At 72.0% G+C, this 19,983-nt stretch carries 15 protein-coding genes; 9 read left to right on the forward strand and 6 right to left on the reverse strand.

Features of this window, described 5'->3' with window-relative positions:
• The first annotated feature begins 29 nt into the window (after positions 1-29).
• Positions 30-1,289, forward strand: coding sequence for an ROK family transcriptional regulator (locus BLS95_RS04100; RefSeq protein WP_090929904.1), 1,260 nt, complete (start codon positions 30-32; stop codon positions 1,287-1,289).
• Positions 1,290-1,296: 7 nt separating this feature from the next.
• Here BLS95_RS04100 and BLS95_RS04105 read toward each other — a convergent pair whose 3' ends face one another.
• Both BLS95_RS04105 and BLS95_RS04110 read right to left on the reverse strand, forming a co-directional pair.
• Complete coding sequence (locus tag BLS95_RS04105; RefSeq protein ID WP_143043574.1) at positions 1,297-2,046, reverse strand: neutral zinc metallopeptidase; 750 nt, start codon at positions 2,044-2,046, stop codon at positions 1,297-1,299.
• A 69-nt stretch (positions 2,047-2,115) separates the two neighbouring features.
• Positions 2,116-2,967: a neutral zinc metallopeptidase gene (locus BLS95_RS04110; protein WP_245764819.1), complete on the reverse strand. Its 852-nt coding sequence runs from the start codon at positions 2,965-2,967 to the stop codon at positions 2,116-2,118.
• Between the two features lie 169 nt (positions 2,968-3,136).
• Between BLS95_RS04110 and dxs the strand changes: the two genes are divergently transcribed.
• Entirely contained in the window at positions 3,137-5,017 is a 1,881-nt protein-coding gene (gene dxs, locus BLS95_RS04115; RefSeq protein ID WP_090929474.1) for a 1-deoxy-D-xylulose-5-phosphate synthase, read from the forward strand.
• 178 nt (positions 5,018-5,195) lie between these two features.
• Positions 5,196-6,671 (forward strand): amino acid permease, encoded by a 1,476-nt coding sequence (locus BLS95_RS04120; protein WP_090929476.1) that lies wholly within the window; start codon positions 5,196-5,198, stop codon positions 6,669-6,671.
• A 72-nt stretch (positions 6,672-6,743) separates the two neighbouring features.
• Here BLS95_RS04120 and BLS95_RS04125 read toward each other — a convergent pair whose 3' ends face one another.
• The 4 genes from BLS95_RS04125 to BLS95_RS04140 all read right to left on the reverse strand — a co-directional run bounded on the left by BLS95_RS04125 (position 6,744) and on the right by BLS95_RS04140 (position 11,257).
• Positions 6,744-7,115: an SSI family serine proteinase inhibitor gene (locus tag BLS95_RS04125; protein ID WP_176993006.1), complete on the reverse strand. Its 372-nt coding sequence runs from the start codon at positions 7,113-7,115 to the stop codon at positions 6,744-6,746.
• 101 nt (positions 7,116-7,216) lie between these two features.
• Positions 7,217-9,307: a 3-hydroxyacyl-CoA dehydrogenase NAD-binding domain-containing protein gene (locus tag BLS95_RS04130; RefSeq protein WP_090929479.1), complete on the reverse strand. Its 2,091-nt coding sequence runs from the start codon at positions 9,305-9,307 to the stop codon at positions 7,217-7,219.
• The gene (locus BLS95_RS04135) at positions 9,304-10,467 is read right to left on the reverse strand and encodes a thiolase family protein (protein WP_245764877.1); all 1,164 of its coding nucleotides are present in this window, start codon (positions 10,465-10,467) and stop codon (positions 9,304-9,306) included. Before BLS95_RS04135 ends, BLS95_RS04130 begins: the two co-directional genes overlap by 4 nt.
• 61 nt (positions 10,468-10,528) lie before the next feature.
• The gene (locus BLS95_RS04140; RefSeq protein WP_143043575.1) at positions 10,529-11,257 is read right to left on the reverse strand and encodes a hypothetical protein; all 729 of its coding nucleotides are present in this window, start codon (positions 11,255-11,257) and stop codon (positions 10,529-10,531) included.
• Between the two features lie 316 nt (positions 11,258-11,573).
• Here BLS95_RS04140 and BLS95_RS04145 point away from each other — a divergent pair, with 316 nt between their 5' ends.
• The 6 genes from BLS95_RS04145 (at position 11,574) to BLS95_RS04170 (ending at position 19,927) form a co-directional block, all read left to right on the forward strand.
• Positions 11,574-13,004, forward strand: coding sequence for an LCP family protein (locus tag BLS95_RS04145; protein ID WP_090929483.1), 1,431 nt, complete (start codon positions 11,574-11,576; stop codon positions 13,002-13,004).
• A 151-nt stretch (positions 13,005-13,155) separates the two neighbouring features.
• A complete protein-coding gene (locus BLS95_RS04150) occupies positions 13,156-14,421 on the forward strand; it encodes a hypothetical protein (RefSeq protein ID WP_143043576.1) in 1,266 nt (421 codons plus the stop codon).
• A 65-nt stretch (positions 14,422-14,486) separates the two neighbouring features.
• The gene (locus BLS95_RS04155) at positions 14,487-15,497 is read left to right on the forward strand and encodes a LacI family DNA-binding transcriptional regulator (protein WP_176993007.1); all 1,011 of its coding nucleotides are present in this window, start codon (positions 14,487-14,489) and stop codon (positions 15,495-15,497) included.
• Positions 15,494-16,267: a sugar phosphate isomerase/epimerase family protein gene (locus BLS95_RS04160; protein ID WP_090929488.1), complete on the forward strand. Its 774-nt coding sequence runs from the start codon at positions 15,494-15,496 to the stop codon at positions 16,265-16,267. Before BLS95_RS04155 ends, BLS95_RS04160 begins: the two co-directional genes overlap by 4 nt.
• Before the next feature lie 8 nt (positions 16,268-16,275).
• Positions 16,276-17,196, forward strand: coding sequence for an alkaline phosphatase family protein (locus BLS95_RS04165; RefSeq protein ID WP_090929489.1), 921 nt, complete (start codon positions 16,276-16,278; stop codon positions 17,194-17,196).
• 79 nt (positions 17,197-17,275) lie between these two features.
• Positions 17,276-19,927, forward strand: a complete 2,652-nt coding sequence (locus BLS95_RS04170; protein WP_090929491.1) for a PEP/pyruvate-binding domain-containing protein — start codon at positions 17,276-17,278, stop codon at positions 19,925-19,927.
• Positions 19,928-19,983 lie beyond the last annotated feature (56 nt).

Genomic DNA, 19,983 nt, shown 5'->3' on the forward strand with positions numbered 1-19,983 from the left:
ACTCGCAGCCCCTGAAGGAATCCCAGACGATGCGTGCCGGTCCCTCCCAAGAGGACATCAGACGCCACAACCTCGGCGCGCTGTTGCGCCATGTCCACCTGGGCGGGCCGATCTCGCGCGCCGAGCTGACCTCGAAGATGGGGCTCAACCGCAGCACGATCATGGCGTTGACCTCCGATCTCACCGCCGCGGGGCTGGTGCGCGAGGAGCTGCCGCGAGAGACGGGCCGCGCCGGGCGGCCCTCGCTCGTGGTGCGGCCCGAGTCGGCGCGGGTCTACGTGTTCGCGTTCGACGTGGGCCCCGACCGGCTCGCCGCCGCCCGTGTCGGGCTCGGCGGGGTGATCCTCGACCGCCGCGAGTCCGTACGCGAGCGCGGCCCGTTCAAGCTGGACGAGCTGACCGGGACGCTGGCCGGGTTCGCCCGCCAGATGCGCCGCAAGACCAGGCCCGACACCGTCTGCGTGGGAGCGGCGGCGGCCGTGTCGGGAGGCGTGCGCAAGGGCGACGGCGTGGTGAGGTTCGGCCCCAACCTGAAGGCGGAGGAGGTGCCGTTCGGCGAGGAGCTGGGCCGCAGGCTGGGCCTGGGCCTGCCGGTCAGCGTGGGCAACGACGCCAACCTGGCCGCGCTGGCCGAGCACAGCCGCGGCATCGGAGCCGCCGTCAGGGACCTCATCTACCTGCACGGCGACGTCGGCATCGGCGGCGGCATCATCGCCGGCGGCCACCTGCTCGGCGGGCACGACGGTTACGGGGGCGAGGTCGGCCACATGGTGGTCAACCCGGGCGGCCGGGCCTGCGGCTGCGGCTCGAACGGCTGCCTGGAGGCGGAGGTGGGGGAGCGGGCGCTGCTGGAGTCGGCGGGCCGGACCCGGCAGAGACAGCCGGCCGAACAGGAGCCACCGGGACAACCGCGTGAGCCGGAGCCGCCCGGGCAGCGTGGCCGCGACGCGGTGCGGGCCGTGGTGGAGGGCGCCGACCGGGGCGACATCATGGCGCAGGACGCGCTCACCAGGATCGGCGACTGGCTCGGGCTCGGCGTGGCGAACCTGGTGAACATCTTCAACCCGGAAATGGTGATCTTCGGCGGCACGCTGAGGGAGATCTACCTGGGCTCGGCGGCGCAGGTGCGTACCCAGCTGGCCCTGCACGCCATGGCGCCGCAGCGGGAGCGGCTGCGGCTGCGCACGTCCGCGCTGGGGGACGCGGCCACGCTGGTGGGCGCGGCCGAGCTGGCCTTCGCCCATGTGCTCTCCGACCCGCTGGAAGTGCTGGCACGGGTCACCGGCTGAGGCGCCGTCACCTGATCTTCGACTCCCTGGCCGTCCAGGTGTTGCAGAAGCCCACGGCGCCGCCGTGGTATCCCCGGTCCTGCCAGGAGGCCAGGTTGCGCGGCTTGCCGTGGATCTCGCTCTCGTCCGCGCCGCGGACCGCCTCGATCCATTCCTCCCACGAGATGCCGGGGTCGATCGACTCCAGCGCGGCGCTGTAGAAGACGCCGGCCAGGCACTCGGCCTGCATCTCCAGCCGGTGGCTGAGCAGGGACCGCGCGCTCTCGGAAGCCGGCCAGTACAGCGCGTTCTGCGCGTCCAGCACGCCGATGAGCTGCTGTACGTGGTGCCCCCACTCGTGGGCCACGGAGTGCGCGATGTTCATCCGGAACGGGTCCCGGAGATCCTGCTTCAGGATGCGGATGGCGATGGTGCGCTGCACGGGACAGTACTGGGCGCCGGTGCCGGTGATCTCGCCGCAGACCGAGTCGCCGCCCGTCGTGATGGTGACCCCGGGCGGGCTGTAGGGCTGCCCGGCGGCCGCGAACCTGGCGGCCCAGAAGCCGTCGGCGCACGCGGCCATGGCGCGGTGGAACGCCCTGAGCGAGGCGACACTCCCCGCCCGGATCGGGGGGATCTCGCAGGTCCAGGGGGCGGACTCGCCGGTCATCTCGGCGGCCAGCCCGGCCCGTGGGGTGCGCATGGCGGCGGCGGCCGGTCCCGGCACGAACACACCCGCGAGCAGGCACGCGGCCGCCGCCATGAGGGATATGCGCACGATCGCGAATCATAGGGGACAAGATGGTGATTTGTTCCTCGCCGGCGCGGCCAGAGTCGTGGGACGTGCTCAGCGGGTGCTGCGGGGCGAGGCCGCCCACGTGTTGCACGCGCCGGGACCGCCCCGGTTGAAGCCGCGCGTCATCCAGGCGGCCTGCGTCGCGCCCTTGCCGTGGTCGTTCTGCGGCCAGCCCTTGGCGCCGTTCTTGCGGAACCAGTCCACGGTGTAGGCCCAGTCGGAGTCGGTGACGAGCGGCGTGCCCTTCATCGTGCTCATGAACACCGCGGACAGGCACTCGGCCTGCAACTCGGAGTTCCGCGAGAGCTGCAGCCGCCGGGCCTTGTCCGCTCCGGTCCTGGCTGCCCAGTAGTAGCCCCAGATGCCGGAGATCTGCTGGATGTGGTGGCCGTACTCGTGGGCGACCAGCCGGCTGATGCCCAGCGGGAACGGATTGCGCAGCTGGTCCTTGCCGATCATCATGTAGATCGTGCGGTCGGTGGAGCAGTAGACGCCGTCGGCGCCGGCGTTCCACGCGCCGCAGGGCGTGGGCACCTGCCGGGAGATGATGCGCAGGCGCGGCTTGGCGAAGGTCAGCCCCGCCTTGCGGAACTGCAGCCCCCACGCCTTGTTCAGGCAGTTGGTCACCCGCGTCAGGAACCGCCGGTAGGCGGTGATGCTCTGGGCGGGCAGCTCTCCCGGCGAGCAGTTCACGTCGGCCAGCCGCCCCGTCCGGTACAGCGCGCTGTCCGTGGCCAGCGTCCTGCCGAGGTCGGGCAGCCGCTTGTCCTGCCCGCCCGCCCCGGCCGGCGGCGAGGCGATCTGCTGCGCCCCGTTGGTCAAGCCCGTGGACGTCGTGGCGACGTCCGCCAGGACGAGCACCAAAGCAACCGCTGCCAGGGCAAGGGCCAGCAGAGCTGCCACAAGTGCTAAGAGCTTGCCTTTTGGGACGGAGTTCATAGGTATCGAAAGACTAGGTCAAGATCGGACATATGTGGGTGCATTTGACTCGATGGAGTCACCGAGGCGTCCGCGAACTAGACTCGGGGGAATCGGCGAACAAGAGCAGAGGGGAGTCGGATCCGTGAGCGGGTTGCTGGACTCGATCGAGGGACCGCATGACGTCAAACGGCTCACAATCGAGGAGTTGCCTCGGCTCGCCGTCGAGATCCGTGATCTGCTCGTCGACGCCTGCGCCAGGTTCGGCGGCCATCTCGGCCCCAACCTCGGCGTGGTGGAGCTGACCATCGCCATCCACCGGGTCTTCGACTCCCCGCGCGACCCCGTCATCTGGGACACCGGCCACCAGTCATACGTGCACAAGATCCTGACCGGCAGGGCCGCCGGGTTCCAGGCGCTCAAGCAGGAGGGCGGCCTGTCGGGCTATCCGAGCCAGGCCGAGTCCGAGCACGACTTCGTGGAGAACTCCCACGCCTCGACCGCGCTGTCCTACGCCGACGGCATGGCCAAGGCGTACAAACTGCGTGGCGAGCACGACCGCACGGCGGTCGCGGTGATCGGCGACGGCGCGCTGACCGGCGGCATGGCCTGGGAGGCGCTCAACAACATCGCCGCTAACAAGGACCTGCCGGTCGTGATCGTGGTCAACGACAACGGGCGCTCCTACTCGCCCACGATCGGCGGCCTGGCCTCCCACCTGTCCTCGCTGCGGGTCAACCGCCGCTACGAGGACATGCTGGAATACGTCAAGGAGAAGCTGGGCAACGTCCCGGTGCTCTACGACGCGCTGCACGGCTTCAAGAAGGGCGTGAAGGACGTGCTGGCGCCGCAGGTCATGTTCGAGGACCTGGGGCTGAAATACGTCGGGCCCATCGACGGGCACGACGAGCAGGCCATGGAGGCGGCGCTGCGCCAGGCCCGCGACTTCCGCGGCCCCGTCATCGTGCACGCCGTCACCCAGAAGGGCCGCGGCTACACGCCCGCCGAAAACCACGACGAGGACCAGTTCCACTCGCCCGGCGCCTTCGACCGGGCCACCGGCGTGGAGAAGCCCAAGGCCCGCATCTGGACCAACGTGTTCAGCGAGGAGCTCGTCCGGCTGGGCAAGGAGCGCGAGGACCTGGTCGCGATCACCGCGGCCATGCTGCACCCGACGGGCCTCAACTCGTTCGCCGAGGCCTTCCCCGAGCGGATCCACGACGTCGGCATCGCCGAGCAGCACGCGCTGACCAGCGCCGCCGGGCTCGCCCTGGGCGGCATGCACCCGGTCGTGGCCGTCTACGCCACCTTCCTCAACCGGGCCTTCGACCAGCTCCTCATGGACGTCGCCCTGCACCGGCTGCCGGTCACGGTGGTGCTCGACCGGGCGGGCGTCACCGGCGACGACGGCGCCAGCCACAACGGCATGTGGGACCTGTCGATCCTCCAGGTCGTCCCGGGGCTCAGGGTCGCGGTGCCACGGGACGGGGAGCGGGTCACCGAGCTGCTGCGCGAGGCAGTCGAGGTCTCCAACGGGCCGACCGTGCTGCGTTTCCCCAAGGGCCCGGTGGCCGAGTCGGTCGAGCCGGTCGGCAAGCTGGGCGAGATGGACCTGCTGCGCGCCCCGGCCGGCGAGCCCGACGTGCTGCTGGTCGGCGTGGGGCCGATGGCGCAGGTCTGCCTGGACGCCGCGGTGCTGCTCGACGCCCAGGGCATCGCGGCCACCGTGGTGGACCCCCGCTGGGTCAAGCCGCTGGACGAGGCGCTGGTGCTGGCCGCGGGGGCGCACAAGCTGGTGGCCGTCGTGGAGGACAACGGGCGGGTGGGCGCCGTGGGCGACGCCGTGGCCCGCCTGCTGCGCGACGGCGACGTGGACGTGCCGGTGCGTACGTTCGGGATCCCGCAGGAGTTCCTCGACCACGCCAAGCGCGCCGCGATCCTTGGCCGGATCGGCCTGACCGGGCAGGACCTGGCCCGCCAGATCACCGAGGCGGTCGCCAAGCGGACCTCCCACGCGGAGCCGGTCCGCCGCTGAGCGCCGCGCGGCCGTACGGAGCGGCCTGCGGAGTGGCATCGGGGCCGGCGGGAAGGTCATCGCCGGCCCCGGCTCCTGCCTGGTGAGGGTGTGAGGCGGGACCCCTGTCCTATGCCGCGGTCAACGGCATCCCAGCCGTGGGGAATGATCACCCTTGGTGGGGGAAGACTCACCCCTCGTGGATATCTTTCGCACGAAGAGCGTCGAGCAATCGATCCGCGACACCGAGGCCCCGGAGCACCGGCTTCGCAAGCGCCTGACCGCCACGGACCTGACGGTCTTCGGCATCGGCGTCATCGTCGGCACCGGAATCTTCGTGTTGACGGGGCAGGTCGCCAAGGAGCTGGCGGGTCCGGCGGTGGCGATCTCGTTCGTCGTCGCGGCCGTCGTGTGCGGGCTGGCGGCCCTGTGCTACGCCGAGTTCGCCTCCACGATCCCGGTGGCGGGGTCCGCCTACACCTTCTCCTTCGCGACCCTGGGCGAGTTTCCCGCCTGGGTGATCGGCTGGGACCTGGTCCTGGAGCTGGCGCTGGCGGCAGCCGTGGTGTCGGTTGGCTGGTCGGGCTATTTCGCCTCGTTGTTGTCCTCTCTGGGCATCGACCTGCCCGCCGCCCTCGCGGGCGACGACCCCGTGTTCAACCTGCCGGCCGTACTCATCGTCCTCATCCTCACGGTGGTCCTGCTCGTCGGGATCAAGATCTCCTCGCGGGTCAACCTGATCCTCGTCATCACCAAGGTCACGGTGGTGCTGCTGGTCATCGTGGCCGGGCTGTTCTTCGTCAAGGGCGCCAACTACACGCCGTTCGTGCCCGAGGCGGTCGCCACGGCGCGCGTGGAGGGGCTGAAGGCGCCGCTGATCCAGGTGCTGTTCGGGATCACGCCGGTGGCGTTCGGGATCGTCGGCATCTTCTCGGCCGCGGCCATCGTGTTCTTCGCGTTCATCGGCTTCGACATCGTGGCCACCGCCGCGGAGGAGACCGTCGCGCCGCAGCGGGACGTGCCGCGCGGCATCCTCGGCTCGCTGGCCATCTGCACCGCCCTGTACGTCGCCGTCTCCCTCGTCGTCGTCGGCATGCAGCGTTACAGCGAGCTGAGCACCACGGCACCGCTGTCGGACGCGTTCATCGCGGCCGGCCAGGCGTGGCTGGCCACGATCATCAGCGTGGGCGCGATCGCCGGGCTGACCACGGTCGTGCTCGTGCTGCTGCTGGGCCAGACGCGGGTGCTGTTCGCGATGAGCCGGGACGGTCTGCTGCCCCGCTCGCTGTCGAAGGTGCATCCCACCTTCGGCACGCCCGCCCGGCTCACGGTCGCCGTCGGGCTCGTGACGATGGCGCTGGCCGGCTTCGTGTCGTTCGGTGAGCTGGCCGAGCTGGTCAACATCGGTACGCTCTTCGCGTTCGTCGTCGTCTCGATCGGCGTGGTGGTGCTGCGCCGGACCCGGCCGGACCTGCCACGGGCGTTCCGCGTGCCGCTCGTGCCGGTGCTGCCGATCGTGTCCGTGCTGGCCTGCCTCTATCTGATGCTCAACCTGCCGGTGCAGACCTGGCTGCGGTTCCTGGCCTGGATGGCCGTGGGCGTGCTCGTCTACTTCGCCTTCGGCTACCGGCACAGCCGGATGCGGCAGCAGGACACGCTCGAGAAGGTCCCGTGAGCGCCCGAGGAGGCGGGAACCGGCCGCCCCCTCAGGCGGTTGGGTGCGGGACGGACCGGCCGCCCCGGCGGGTCAGAGCGCCAGGACCGCTCCGGTCGCCGCCTTCAGCGCGCAGGCGTTGCTGAAGACCTTGGCCCAGGAGACGTCCTGGCCGAACCAGCGGCCCGCGATGACGACGGCATGCGGGGCCACGTCGTGCGTGCACATGGTCTGCGGCTTGACGTTGAGCGCGTCCGGCTTGCCGTGCACCGCCCGCAGCAGGCGGCAGGCCTCGCGGGCGTGCGGGTGCGTGCCCCCGGCAGGCCCGCAGTGGAGCCAGGCCGTCTTCGTCGCCCCGCCCTTGGCGGCATCGAGGATCTTGAGTTGCGCCTTCGGGTCGTTGGCGGCCGTCGCGGGTGACGACGCGCCCAGCATGAAGGCCCCGCAGAGCACGACAGTGCCCATCGCTCTCATCATGATTACCCTCCGTTCGTTGAACGCTACCAAACGTTACGACGGAGGCGGTCCGAGTGGGGCGGAGGCCCGCCGAGCGGGCCCCCGCAAAATCACGCGGGCACCGAGGCGACCCCCGGAGCGAGGAAACGAGGCTGGGCGATGCCGGTCCTGTCCAGGTACGGGGTGATCCCGCCGAGATGGAACGGCCACCCGGCGCCCAGGATCATGCACAGGTCGATGTCCTGGGCCGCCGCGACGACGCCCTCGTCCAGCATGATCCGGATCTCCGTGGCCAGCGCCGTCAGGACGCGCTCGCGTACCTGCTCGGCGGTGGACGGGGTGGTGCCGCCCGCGAACAGCGCCACGGCCTCCGGGTCCAGCGTGAAGTCGGGCTGGTAGACGCCCGGCTTGCCGGCGGCGACCAGCTTGGCCAGGCCCTCGGACAGGCCGTAGCGGTCCGGGAAGGCGGCGTGCAGCGTCTCGGCCACGTGCTGGCCGACGGCCGGGCCGACGAGCTGCAGCAGCGCGAACGGCGTCATCGGCAGCCCCAGCCCGTCGAGCGCGTGCTCGGCCACCTCCAGCGGCGTGCCCTCGTCCACGGCGGCCACGACCTGGCCCATGAAGCAGGTCAGCAGCCGGTTGACCACGAACGCCGGAGCGTCCTTCACCAGCACCGACGACTTCTTCAGCGACCGGCCCACGGCGAACGCGGTGGCCAGCGTGGCGTCGTCGGTCTTCGCGCCCCTGACGATCTCCAGCAGCGGCATGACGGCGACCGGGTTGAAGAAGTGGAACCCGACCAGCCGCTCCGGGTGCGCCAGACCGGCGCCCATCTCGGTGAGGGACAGCGAGGAGGTGTTGGTGGCCAGTACGGCGGTGTCCGCGACCACGGCCTCCACCTCGCGGAACACCTGCTGCTTGACCGCCAGGTCCTCGAACACGGCCTCGATCACGAAGTCGGCGTCGGCGAAGGCGTCCTTGGTCAGCGAGCCGGTGACGAGGGATCTGAGGCGGTTGGCCTGGTCCGCCGTGATCCGCCCCTTGCCGAGCAGCTTGTCGACCTCGGCGTGGACGTATCCGACGCCCTTGTCGAGCCTGACCTGGTCGAGGTCGGTCAGCACGACCGGGACCTCCAGGCGGCGGGCGAACAACAGCGCCATCTGCGAGGCCATCAGGCCCGCGCCCACGATGCCGACCTTCGTGATCTTGCGGGCCAGCGACGCGTCCGGGGCGCCGGCCGGCCGCTTGGCGCGGCGCTGCACCAGGTCGAAGGAGTAGAGCCCGGCCCGTACCTCGTCGCCCATCAGCAGGTCGGCGATGGCCGTGTCCTCGGCGGCGAACCCCTCGTCGCGGCCGGCGGTCTCGGCCAGGGCGATCAGGTCGAGCGCCCGGTAGGGGGCGGGGGAGGCGCCGCGCAGCTTCATGTCCACCAGGAACCGCGCGTCGGCGACCGCCTTGGCCCAGCCGTCGTGCCGCTCCGGCCGGGACACGGTGACCTCGCCCCTGACCACCCTGGCGGCCCAGCGCAGCGACTCCTCCAGGAAGTCGGCCGGCTCGAACATCGCGTCCGCGACGCCCAGCTCGAAGGCCTGCGCGCCCTTGATCATGCGGTTCTGCGACAGCGGGTTCTCGATGATCAGCTTGATCGCGTTCGCGGGGCCGATCAGGCGGGGGAGCAGTTGCGTGCCGCCCCAGCCGGGGATCAGGCCGAGGAAGCACTCGGGCAGAGCCACCGCGGGCACCCCGGCGGAGATCGTCCGGTAGTCGCAGTGCAGCGCGAGCTCCAGGCCGCCGCCCATGGCCGCGCCGTTGACGAACGCGAACGACGGGATCGGCAGCTCGGCCAGCCTGCGGAAGACGTGGTGGCCCAGCTCGCCGACGGCCCGGGCCTGCTCGCGGCTGGTCACGGCGGCCACGCCCGTGAGGTCGGCGCCGACGGCGAAGATGAACGGCTTGCCCGTCACGCCCACGGCGGCCAGGTCGGTGCGGGCGGCGATCTCCGACAGCGCCCCGTTGAGCGCGAACAGGCCGTGCGCGCCGAACGTGTTCGGCTTGGTGTGGTCGAAGCCGTTGTCCAGCGTGATCAGCGCCATCGTGCCGGCGCCGCCGGGCAGCCGCACGTCGCGGACCAGCGCCTTGGTGACGACCTCGTCGGCGTTGTGCTCGCTCAGCAGCGCCCGCCAGTTCTCCAGCTCGCTCATGCCAGGTTCTCCCAGATCACGGTGCCGCCCATGCCCATGCCGACGCACATCGTGGTGATGCCGTAACGCACGTCGGGACGCTCGCCGAACTGCCGGGCGAGCTGTGTCATCAGCCGTACGCCGGAGGAGGCGAGCGGGTGGCCGTAGGCGATGGCGCCGCCGTAGGCGTTCACCCGGGGATCGTCGTCGGCCAGACCGAAGTGCTCCAGGAACGCCAGTACCTGGACGGCGAACGCCTCGTTGATCTCGAACAACCCGATATCCGAAATATCCAGACCTGCCAGGCGCAGCGCCCGCTCCGTGGCCGGGATCGGTCCCACCCCCATGACCTCGGGGTCCACCCCGGCGAACGCGTAGGACACCAGCCGCATCTTCGCGTCCAGCCCCAGCTCGGCCGCGACCTCCCGGGCGGCCACGACGCAGCCGGTGGCCCCGTCGTTGATGCCGGAGGAGTTGCCCGCCGTGACCTTGCCGTGCGGCCGGAACGGCGTCTTGAGCCCGCTCAGGCCCTCCATCGTGGTGCCGGGCCGGGGCGCCTCGTCCTCGACCGCCAGGCCCCAGCCCCGCTCGGCCGTCCTGATCGCGGTCGGCACCAGGTCCAGCTGGATCCGGCCGTCGGCGTAGGCCTTGGCCGCCCTCTCCTGCGACAACACCGCGTACGCGTCGGCGCGCTGCTTGGTGATCGACGGGTAGCGGTCGTGCAGGTTCTCCGCCGTCATGCCCATGACCAGCGCGCTCGGGTCGACGAGCTTCTCCGACAGGAAACGCGGGTTCGGGTCCACGCCCTCGCCCATCGGGTGCCGGCCCATGTGCTCGACGCCGCCGGCGATGGCGACGTCGTACGCGCCGAACGCGATGCCGCCCGCGACCGTGGTGACCGCGGTCATCGCGCCCGCGCACATGCGGTCGATCGCGTAGCCGGGCACCGTCTTGGGCAGCCCGGCCAGCACCGCCGCCGCGCGGCCGATGGTCAGGCCCTGGTCGCCGATCTGTGTGGTCGCGGCGATGGCGACCTCGTCCACGCGCTCGGGGGGCAGGCCGGGATTGCGCCTGATGAGCTCGCGGATGACCCGGACGACCAGGTCGTCCGCACGGGTCTCCGCGTACATGCCCTTCGGCCCTGACCTGCCGAAGGGGGTGCGTACGCCGTCGACGAACACGACGTCACGAGAGGAAGGCACGAATTCGCTCCTCGTTGCCGAATGGGGTTCCGTTCCTATGCTACTCGTCGGTAACTACGGTGCAGACGAGGGCCGCGGTCAGGAGCGCGTACACCAGGGCGGTGGCCGGCTCCCACACGTGGGCGCGGGCTCCGAGCAGGGCGGCGACCGTCACGGCGGCGCCGGTCCAGAGCGCCGGGTTGCCTGGCTGGCGCGTGCCGTGGCCGGGGTCCCACGGATCGCCAGGTGATCCACCCGAGCGCGCGGCACGCGTCAGCATCCCCAGCGTGTCCCGTGCCCACCAGAACAGGAACAACACCCCGGCCACGCAACTCAGCACCACCAGGACCTCGACGGCCCGGCTCAGGGCGTCGGCGAAGTCGTACAGAGCGGCCTGGCGGAACTGGCGCGGTGTGGTCCAGCCGAGCAGCAGCGCCACCGCCCAGCCCGCGGCCATGCCGATCCTGCTCAGCACCCGCGCCAGCCCCGCGGGGGCGGCGGAGTAGAGCTCGCGCTCGCGCCGCCGTACCAGGCGGGCGCGCCTGCCCCAGACGTACTGGGTGAGCGCCAGCGTGGGCAGGGCGATGGTGAGGACGGCCAGGGACAGCACGGCCAGCGGCAGCGTCTGCTCCCTGGTCGGCGCCCGGTCGGCGAGCAACTGGACGGCGGCCAGGAGCGCGATCGAGGAGGAGAGCGCGACGAGGGCGCGGCGGCGGGCGGCCCTGGCCCCGGCCCGCAGCCCGGCCACCGCCTCGGCGCCGGGGGGCGGCGCCATCTCGGTCAACAGCATGAACGCCATGATGGCGGCCCCATGCGTGGTGACGCCCCGGATTCCGGTGCTTCGGATGGAGTCCTCGCTCCTCCGGCGGGTGAGGAAGGGGTACCGTCGCGGACACAGTCTCCCCGTTGGCGGATCGGCGAATTAGCGTGGGGGCGGGATCGTTCCCCGCCCGGGGGCGGACTGGCGCGGGTGTGCCGCGGGGTCCTGTTTGTGACTATGCTTCGCGATCATGGCTCGAGGGGTGGACCGGGTGAAACGGCAACAGGATGAGGCGGTTCTGGGTCGTCGTGTCGCTCCGCCGCCACCCCCGGACCGGCGCGCGCCCATGCCGCGGCGCATCCCGCTGACCCCCCTGGGCTGGGTCAGCGTGGGGCTGACGCTCCTGCTGGTGCTGATCTCGCTCGGGGGCTACGGGTACTACCGCTACGTCGAGAGCGGCATCGAACGCGAGCACATCAACGCCGGCCCCACCCGCCCGCCGGAGACCGGCGCGCTCAACGTGCTGCTCGTCGGCTCCGACTCCCGCGAGGGCGACAACAAGCAGTACGGCCCCAAGTCCGTGGGCCTGGGGGAGCGCACCGACACGATCATGCTCCTGCACATCTCCCCGAACCGGGACAAGGCCACCATGATCAGCTTCCCGCGCGACTCTATGGTCATGCTGCCCCAGTGCGAGACCAGGACCGGCGGTGTGCTCCCCGGCGGCCTGCGGCAGATCAACTCCGCCTTCAACGACGGCGGTATCAACTGCACGATCCGGACCCTCGAGTCTCTCACCAACATCAAGATCGACCACTTCGTGAAGGTGGACTTCACCGGCTTCAAGGGCATCATCGACGCCCTCGACGGCATCGAGATCTGCCTGCCCAAGCCGGTCAACGACCCCAAGGCCAAGCTGGTGCTCCCCGCCGGCAAACACGTGGTCAAGGGGGAGCAGGCGCTGGGCTACGTACGCACCAGGTACGCCCTGGGCGACGGCAGCGACCTCAGCCGCATCCAGCGCCAGCAGGTCTTCCTCACCCAGGTGCTGAAGAAGGTCACCGACGGCGGCCTGCTGACCAATCCGGTCAAGCTCAACAGCTTCCTGGGGGCGGCCACCGCCGCCGTCACCGTGGACGACGGGCTCACGCTCGAGCGCATGCTGGAGATCGCCAGAAGCGTCCAGGGCCTGACGGCCAAGGAGCTCAAGGGCATCACGGTCCCCACCGAGCCCTATCCGGCCGACAAGAACCGGGTGCAGTTCGCCCAGCCGGCCGCCCGCGCGTTCTTCGAGAACGTCCGCAACGACACCGAGGTCACCGCCGTCACCATCCCCGGCAAGGCCACGACCCCCAAGGTCGAGAACTCCCAGGTGCGCCTGCAGGTGCTGAACGGCACCTCCGAGGGGGGCAAGGCCGGCACGGTGGCCGACGAGCTGGCCGGGCAGGGGTTCGTGGTCACCGAGGTGGGCAACGCCCCCGCGACCGCCACCACGACGATCCGGTACGCCAAGAAGGACACCAAGGACGGCCCGGCCTACGGTGACGCGGTCGCCGCCCGGCTGTCGAAGGACAAGCGGACCCCGGTGGTGGGCAAGGTCAGGCCGGTCACCGTGCAGCCTTACGCGGCCGCGGCCGCGGCCGCCACGAAGGCGCCGGGCGGGCCGATCATCCAGCTCGTCATCGGGGCCGACTGGCCCGGCGTGCGGGTGGTCTCGGCCATCCCCGAGTCCCTCAAGGACAAGGTCGTCGACACCACGACCAATCCCTGCCTCTGACCGCCGGTCGGCCCGGCGCGTCGAAGGTGGCCTCGTGGTGGGGCTGGATGGGTCGATGTTACGGAGAGTGACTTTAGGGAAACGTGTGAAATATCCGGACAAGTGGTGGTAGGAAGGGGCGCGGCAGAATTCGTACAAGAGAGGTTCCATCGTGGCGCGCGACGAGAACGACAGGCCATACGAGGAAGGGCAGGGGAGGTCGTTAAACCCGGAGCTCTCGGGTGACGTGTTGTCGCCGCGGTGGAGCACGGAGGACACTGACGAGCAGCCCGCCATCCAGGTGGTCGGCAACGAGACCTACATCCTCCCGCCCGACAAGGGCTCGCTGGGCGAGCCGCAGCTCATCAGCGACGGCATGCGCGACGTGCTCGACGACCCCCGCGGGCACGACGTGCTCGACGGGCCGCGCGGACACGACGTGCTGGGCACGTCCGGTGGCGCGCACGAGCTGGGCGGCTCGCGCGACTACGAGTACGGCGGCTCGGGGGAGCAGCACGACTTCGGCGGCCCCAGCGGGGCTCACGACTTCGGCGGCCCCAGTGGCGCCCATGACTTCGGCGGCCACAGCGGCGCCCATGACTTCGGGGGGCCCAGCGGCGCCCACGATTTCTCCGGCGCCGGCGGTCGTGACTACGACGACCTGGGCGACCCGCACGAGAGGCGGGGCGAGCACGGCGACCGGCAGGACGACGACAACCCCTACCTGCCGCTCGACCGGAGCTACGAGACCGGGCGGGACGACGAGTGGGACGACGACCGGCCCAAGCGTGGCTTCCTCGGCTCGGGCTGGACCGACGACTCGCAGGACGAGCCCTCCAGCGGCGGCGTGGGAGAGGTGCGCCGCCGCACACGGGTGCTGCTGGTGGCGGCCGTCGCGGTGGTGCTGGTCGGCGTGGGCGCCGGCTTCATGCTCACCGGCAACTCCTCCGACGACCCGTGCTCGGGTAGCCAGTGCGCCAGCGCGGGCGAGGTGAGCTCCCCGTCGGACACCGCGCTTCCCGATGAGGAAACGGCGCTGCCGACCGAGGAGGAGCAGGCCGACACGCCCGAGCCCACCGACTCGGAGGCCGAGGACCCGACCGGCTCCGAGTCCGCGGCGCCCACCACGGCGCCGACGCAGCGGGCCAGGCCGCAGCAGCAGGCCGAGGAGGATGAGCCCTCCTCGCGCGCCACGCCCACGCGGCAGCAGCACAGGGAGCCGTCGACCAGCCCCAGCGGCAAGACCACCCGCGCTCCTGAGAACCAGGTGGAGGAGACCACCGGCGACGACCGCCCGGCCGACTCGTCGCGGAACAACACCCCTCAGCAGAACCAGCAGCAGGACACGCCCACCGTGGCGCCGCCGCCCACGCTGGCCCCGCCGCCGGAGGAGGACAAGGGGGGCGGCCTGCTCGACATCCTGTTCCCCTGGGCCTGAGACGTGCGAGGATGCGGTTCCGGTGCCTGTCTGGCACACTTGGAAACCGTTTTCCTGGAGGTCTCGTGGTCACGCTTGAGGACGTCGCCAAGCAGGCGGGCGTCTCCCTCGCGACCGCTTCGCGGGTGCTGAACGGCAGCACCCGCCAGGTGGGGGCGGCGTTGCGGGCGCGGGTCGAACGGGCCGCGGACGAGCTCGGTTACCGCGCCAACATCGCCGCCCAGACCCTGGCCCGGGGGGCGAGCAACGTCATCGGCATCGTGGTGCACGACCTGACCGACCCCTACTTCGCGGCCCTGGCCGACGGGGCGATGCGGGCGGCGGCCACCGAGGGCCTGCTGGTCATGGTGGGCACCACGCATCGCGATCCCGAGCAGGAGATCGCATATGTGGCCACGCTCAACGCGCAGCGGGTACGGGCCGTGCTGCTGGTCGGCTCGCGCGTGGCCGACCCGGCCGTCACCGGGCGGCTGCGCGAGGAGCTGGCAAGATACCGGGCAGGTGGCGGCCGGGCGGCGTGCGTGGGCCAGGACCTGCTCGGCGTGGACACGGTCGCGCCCGCCAACCGGGAGGGCGCGGCGGAGCTCGCGCGGGCGCTGGCGGGGCTCGGGCACACGCGGTTCGCGGTGCTGGCCGGGCCGCCTCACCTGGTGACTGCCGCCGACCGGTGCGCCGGGTTCACCGAGGCGCTGAAAGAGCTGGGGCTGCCCGCGCCGCACGTGATCCACGGGCCGTTCGACCGCGACGGCGGATACGCGGTGGCCCAACAGGTCCCGGACGAGGCCACCTGCGTGTTCGCGGTCAACGACGTGATGGCGGTGGGGGCCCTGGCGGCCTATCGGGAGCGCGGAGTCCGGGTGCCCGAGGACGTGTCGGTGGCCGGGTTCGACGACATCGTCACTCTCCGTGATCACGTCCCCGCGCTGACCACCGTACGGCTGCCGCTGAAGCACATGGGGGCGCGGGCTCTTGAGCTGGCGCTGGCCGAGGCGGACCCCGGGAAGGCGGAATCGGTCGTGGTCGAGCAGGTCGCGGGCGAGGTCGTGCTGCGGGAGAGCGTACGGAGGATGGTGTGAGGCTGGCGGTCAGCACCCTGGGCCTGCCGGGCGAGGGGCTCGACAGGGCGATCGAGATCGCGGCCGGGCACGGCTGCCAGGGGCTGGAGCTGCGGTTGCACCCGGACACCGGGGTGCATGCCGGGCTGGGGGCCGCCGAGCGGCGGTCGGTACGGGAACGGGTGGAGCGAGCGGGGCTGGAGATCGCCGCCCTCGCTGGATATGTCAGGATTTGTGAGCCTGGGCCGGACGAACCGGTCATCGAGGCGCTGCTCGCCGACCTGCGGCTCGCCGCCGACCTGGACGCGCCGGGCGTACGGGTGTTCCCGCGCGGCGACGACCCCGCCGTCGGCGCCCGCCGCCTCAAGGCGGTCTCCGGAGCGGCGGGCGAGCTCGGCCGCCGCGTGCTCGTCGAGACCCACGACCTCATGGCGACCGGCGCCGCCGTGGCCGGGCTGCTGGCGGCGGCCGATCGCCCCGGCGCCACGGGCGCGATCTGGGACCTGCTGCACCCGTGGCGGCACGGCGAACCCCCGGCGGACACCCTGGCCGCGCTCGGGCCCCACCTGCGCTACGTCCAGGTCAAGGACGCGGTGTCGGCCGTGGACACCACGCCGGTGCCGATGGGCCGCGGGTCCGTGCCGCTGGAGGAGGCGGGCGAGCTGCTGCGCGGGGCCGGATATGACGGGTGGGTGTCGCTGGAGTGGGAGCGCACCTGGTATCCGCAGGTCGCTCCGGTCGAGGAGATCCTCCCGGGGGCGGCTGAATGGGTACGGCGTTTCGCCGCTTAAATGGGGTGATGTCCGCATTAATGAATAAGGTGCTCGTCGTCGGCATGGACGGGCTGCGCTTCGACCGGCTCCAGGCCCTGGGCGCGCCCGTACTGGCCGCCCTGATGGCCGCCGGCGCGTACGGCACCAGCAGGCTCCCCTACGGCGAGGCCGGGACACCGCGTACGGAGTCGCCCGGCGAGGTCGTCCCCAAGACCCCCGAGCCGGGGGACGGCGGCAGGGTCATCAGGTCGCGTACGGACTCGGGGCCGGGATGGTCGTCCATCGCGACCGGGGCCTGGCCCGACAAGCACGGCGTCGTGGACAACGGTTTCGCGGCACCCAACTTCCAGAAATTTCCGGACTTCCTGACTCGTGCGAAGAATGCTCGGCCGGAGCTGGCGACGGCCGCGTTCTTCTCGTGGGCGGCGCTGGACGAGCACGGCGCGTTCAGCCGCGCGATCGACCACCGCCTCGTCCTCGACGGCTACACGGTGGGCTGGGCCGCGGCGGACCGGCAGGTCGCCGAGGCCGCCGAGCGGCACCTGGCCACGGCCGACCCGGACGCCCTCTTCGTGTACCTGGGCGACACCGACGAGGTGGCCCACGACCTCGGCCCGCACTGCCCCGAGTACCTCGCCGCCCTCGCCACCCAGGACGCCTACCTGGGCCGCCTGCTCGCCGCCATCCGCGGGCGGGCCACGTACCCCGGCGAGCGCTGGACCGTGCTGGTCACGACCGACCACGGGCACGTGGACGCGGGCGGGCACGGGGGCACCACGGACGAGGAGCGCACGGTGTTCGTGATCGCGAGCCGGCTGGACGCCGACCTCGGCGGCCGGGTCCTGGCCGGGCCGAGGCTGGTGGACGTGGGGCCGACGGCGCTGGCCGCGCTCGGGGTGGAGGTCGATCCCGGCTGGGACCTGGACGGGGTTCCGCTGGCGTTGTGACAAGTTTCATCATGTGTTGAATTTTTCGCCGGGAAGCGTGAGACTCTTAACAGGACGCTGAACGGCTGGGGTGCAACCGATGAAGACAGCGCTGGACTTCGCAGAGATCCACGCGGGAATGCTGGCCGAGGTGGGCGGGAAGGCCGCCAACCTCGGCGAGCTGACCAGGGCAGGGCTGCCCGTGCCGCCGGGCTGGGTGCTCACGACCGAGGCCTACCGGCAGGTCGCCGAGGGCCTGGACGCCAGCGGCGGCGACGGGCTGGCGGAGCGGGCCCGGCGGCACCTGCTCGGGGCGCCGGTGCCGGACGCCGTCCACGAGACGATCGTGAAGTCCTACGCCGCGCTCGGGGTCGACGTGCCGGTGGCGGTGCGCTCGTCCGCCACGGCCGAGGACCTGCCGTTCGCCAGCTTCGCCGGGCAGCAGGACACGTTCCTCAACGTGGTCGGGGCGGAGGCGGTGGTGGCCGCCGTACGCCGCTGCTGGGCCTCCCTCTGGACCGATCGCGCCGTGGCCTACCGCGAGTCCAACGGCATCGACCACGCCGCCGTCCGGCTGGCGGTGGTCGTCCAGGTCATGGTGGACGCGCAGGTGGCGGGCGTGATGTTCACCGCCGACCCGGTGACCGGCCGGCGCCACCAGGCCGTCATCGACGCCGCCCCTGGGCTCGGCGAGGCGGTCGTCTCGGGCGCGGTCAACCCCGACCGCTTCGTGGTCTTCGACGGCGAGATCCTGGACCGCCACGCGGGCGACAAACACCTGGCCATCCGCCCGCTACCAGGCGGCGGCACCACCCGCGTCACCACCCCGGCCAGCGCCGATCCCGGCGCCGCCGGGCAGGGTGCGGCTGGTTCAGGGGACACCTTGGACTTAGGTGATGGGGGGTTCTGTCTCACCGATGCGCAGGTGCGCGACCTGGCGGCGCTCGGCGCCCGGGTCGAGGAACACTACGGCGCGCCGCAGGACACCGAGTGGGCCATCGACCAGGACGGCACGCTCTGGCTCACCCAGGCGCGCCCGATCACCACCCTCTACCCGCTGCCCGAGCGGCCCAGGCCGGGCCTGCGGGTGTACTTCTCGTTCAACGTCTTCCAGGGCGTCATGGGTCCGTTGACACCCATGGGGGTGGCGGCCCTGCGGATGTTCAGCGCCGGGGCGGCGGGCCTGTTCGGCTACGGTCCGGCCGATCGCCGCGACGGCGCCCCGGCCCTGACCGAGGCGGGACAGCGCCTGTGGATCGACATCACCACGGCGGTACGCAGCCGCGCGGGGCGCGCCGTCGCGCCCAGGATGCTGGCCCTCGGCGAGGCCCGAACCGCGCCCGTCTTCGACCGGCTGGCGACCGATCCGCGGCTCTCGCTGACGCACACCTCCCTCCGCCCGGTTCTGCGCAGCCTGCGCCGGTTCGCCCGCGGCATCCACGCCCCGTCCCGCGTGTTCCTGGCGCTGACCAGCCCGGACAAGGCCCTCCGGTACGCCGCCAGGGTCGGCGAGCAACTCGACGGGCGGCTCGACCCGCCCACCCCGGCCACCCCGGCCCAGCACCTGGACCACGTCGAACGCCTGATGGGCGGCGCCTTCCCGGCCATCGTCTCGATCATGCCCATGGTGGTCACCGGGTACGGCCTGTTCGCCCTGTCCGCCAAGCTGTCCGGCGTCCCCGCCGGCGACATGCAGGACGTCCTGCGCAGCCTGCCCCACAACCCGACCACCGAGATGGACCTGGAGCTGTGGGCGCTGGCCACCCGCATCGAGCCCGAGCCGTTCCGGCAGGAGCCGGTGTCCGAGCTGGTCCGCCGCTACCGGGCCGGGCAGCTCCCGCCCGTCGCACAGCGCGAGATCACCGCTTTCCTCGGCAGGTACGGCCACCGCGGCGTCGCGGAGATCGACGTGGGCGTGCCCCGCTGGTCAGAGGAACCCGCGCACATCCTCGGTGTGCTGGCCAACTACCTGCGCATGGAGGGTGGCACCGACCTCGCGCCCTCCGCGGTGTTCGCCAGGGGCGAGCGGGAGGCGCAGGCCGCCGTGGCGCGCGTGGTGGCCGCGGCCCGCCGAAGGGGCCGGTGGCGGGCCGCCGTCGTGCGGTTCGGGCTCGGCCGTACGCGGATGTTCGCGGGGTTGCGCGAGCTGCCCAAGTTCTACGTGGTCAAGGCCCTGGCCGCGGTGCGGCGGAGCCTGTTCGTGGTCGGGGAGCACCTGGTGAGCGCCGGAGTGCTGGACTCGGCGGACGACGTGTTCTTCCTGGACCTGAAGGAGACCAGGGCGGCCCTGGGCGGGGGCGACCTGCGGGAAGTGGTGGCGCGGCGGCGGGCGGCGTACGAGCTGGAGTCGCGCCGCCGGCACGTGCCCCGGGTGCTGCTCTCGGACGGCACCGAGCCCGAGGCCATGGCGACCGGCGCCGAGACCGACGGCGCCCTGACGGGCACCGCCGCCTCGGCGGGCACGGTCACGGGCGTGGCCCGGGTGGTGCTCGACCCGATCGGCGCGCACCTGGAGCCGGGCGAGATCCTGGTCTGCCCGTCCACCGACCCCGGCTGGACGCCGCTGTTCCTGACGGCGGGCGGGCTGGTGATGGAGATGGGCGGCGCGATGTCGCACGGCGCGGTGGTGGCCCGCGAATACGGCATCCCGGCCGTCGTGGGCGTTCCCGACGCCACCCACCGCATCAGCACGGGCCAGGAGCTCACCGTGAACGGCGCCGCGGGCACCGTGACCGTGACCCCGCCGGGATAAGCCCGCCGGTTAGCCGGCGCGGGCGGCTCTCCGGGGGTCGCCGGTCGTCGATGAGA

The organism is Nonomuraea jiangxiensis, assembly GCF_900099965.1.
Taxonomy (GTDB): Bacteria; Actinomycetota; Actinomycetes; order Streptosporangiales; family Streptosporangiaceae; genus Nonomuraea; species Nonomuraea jiangxiensis.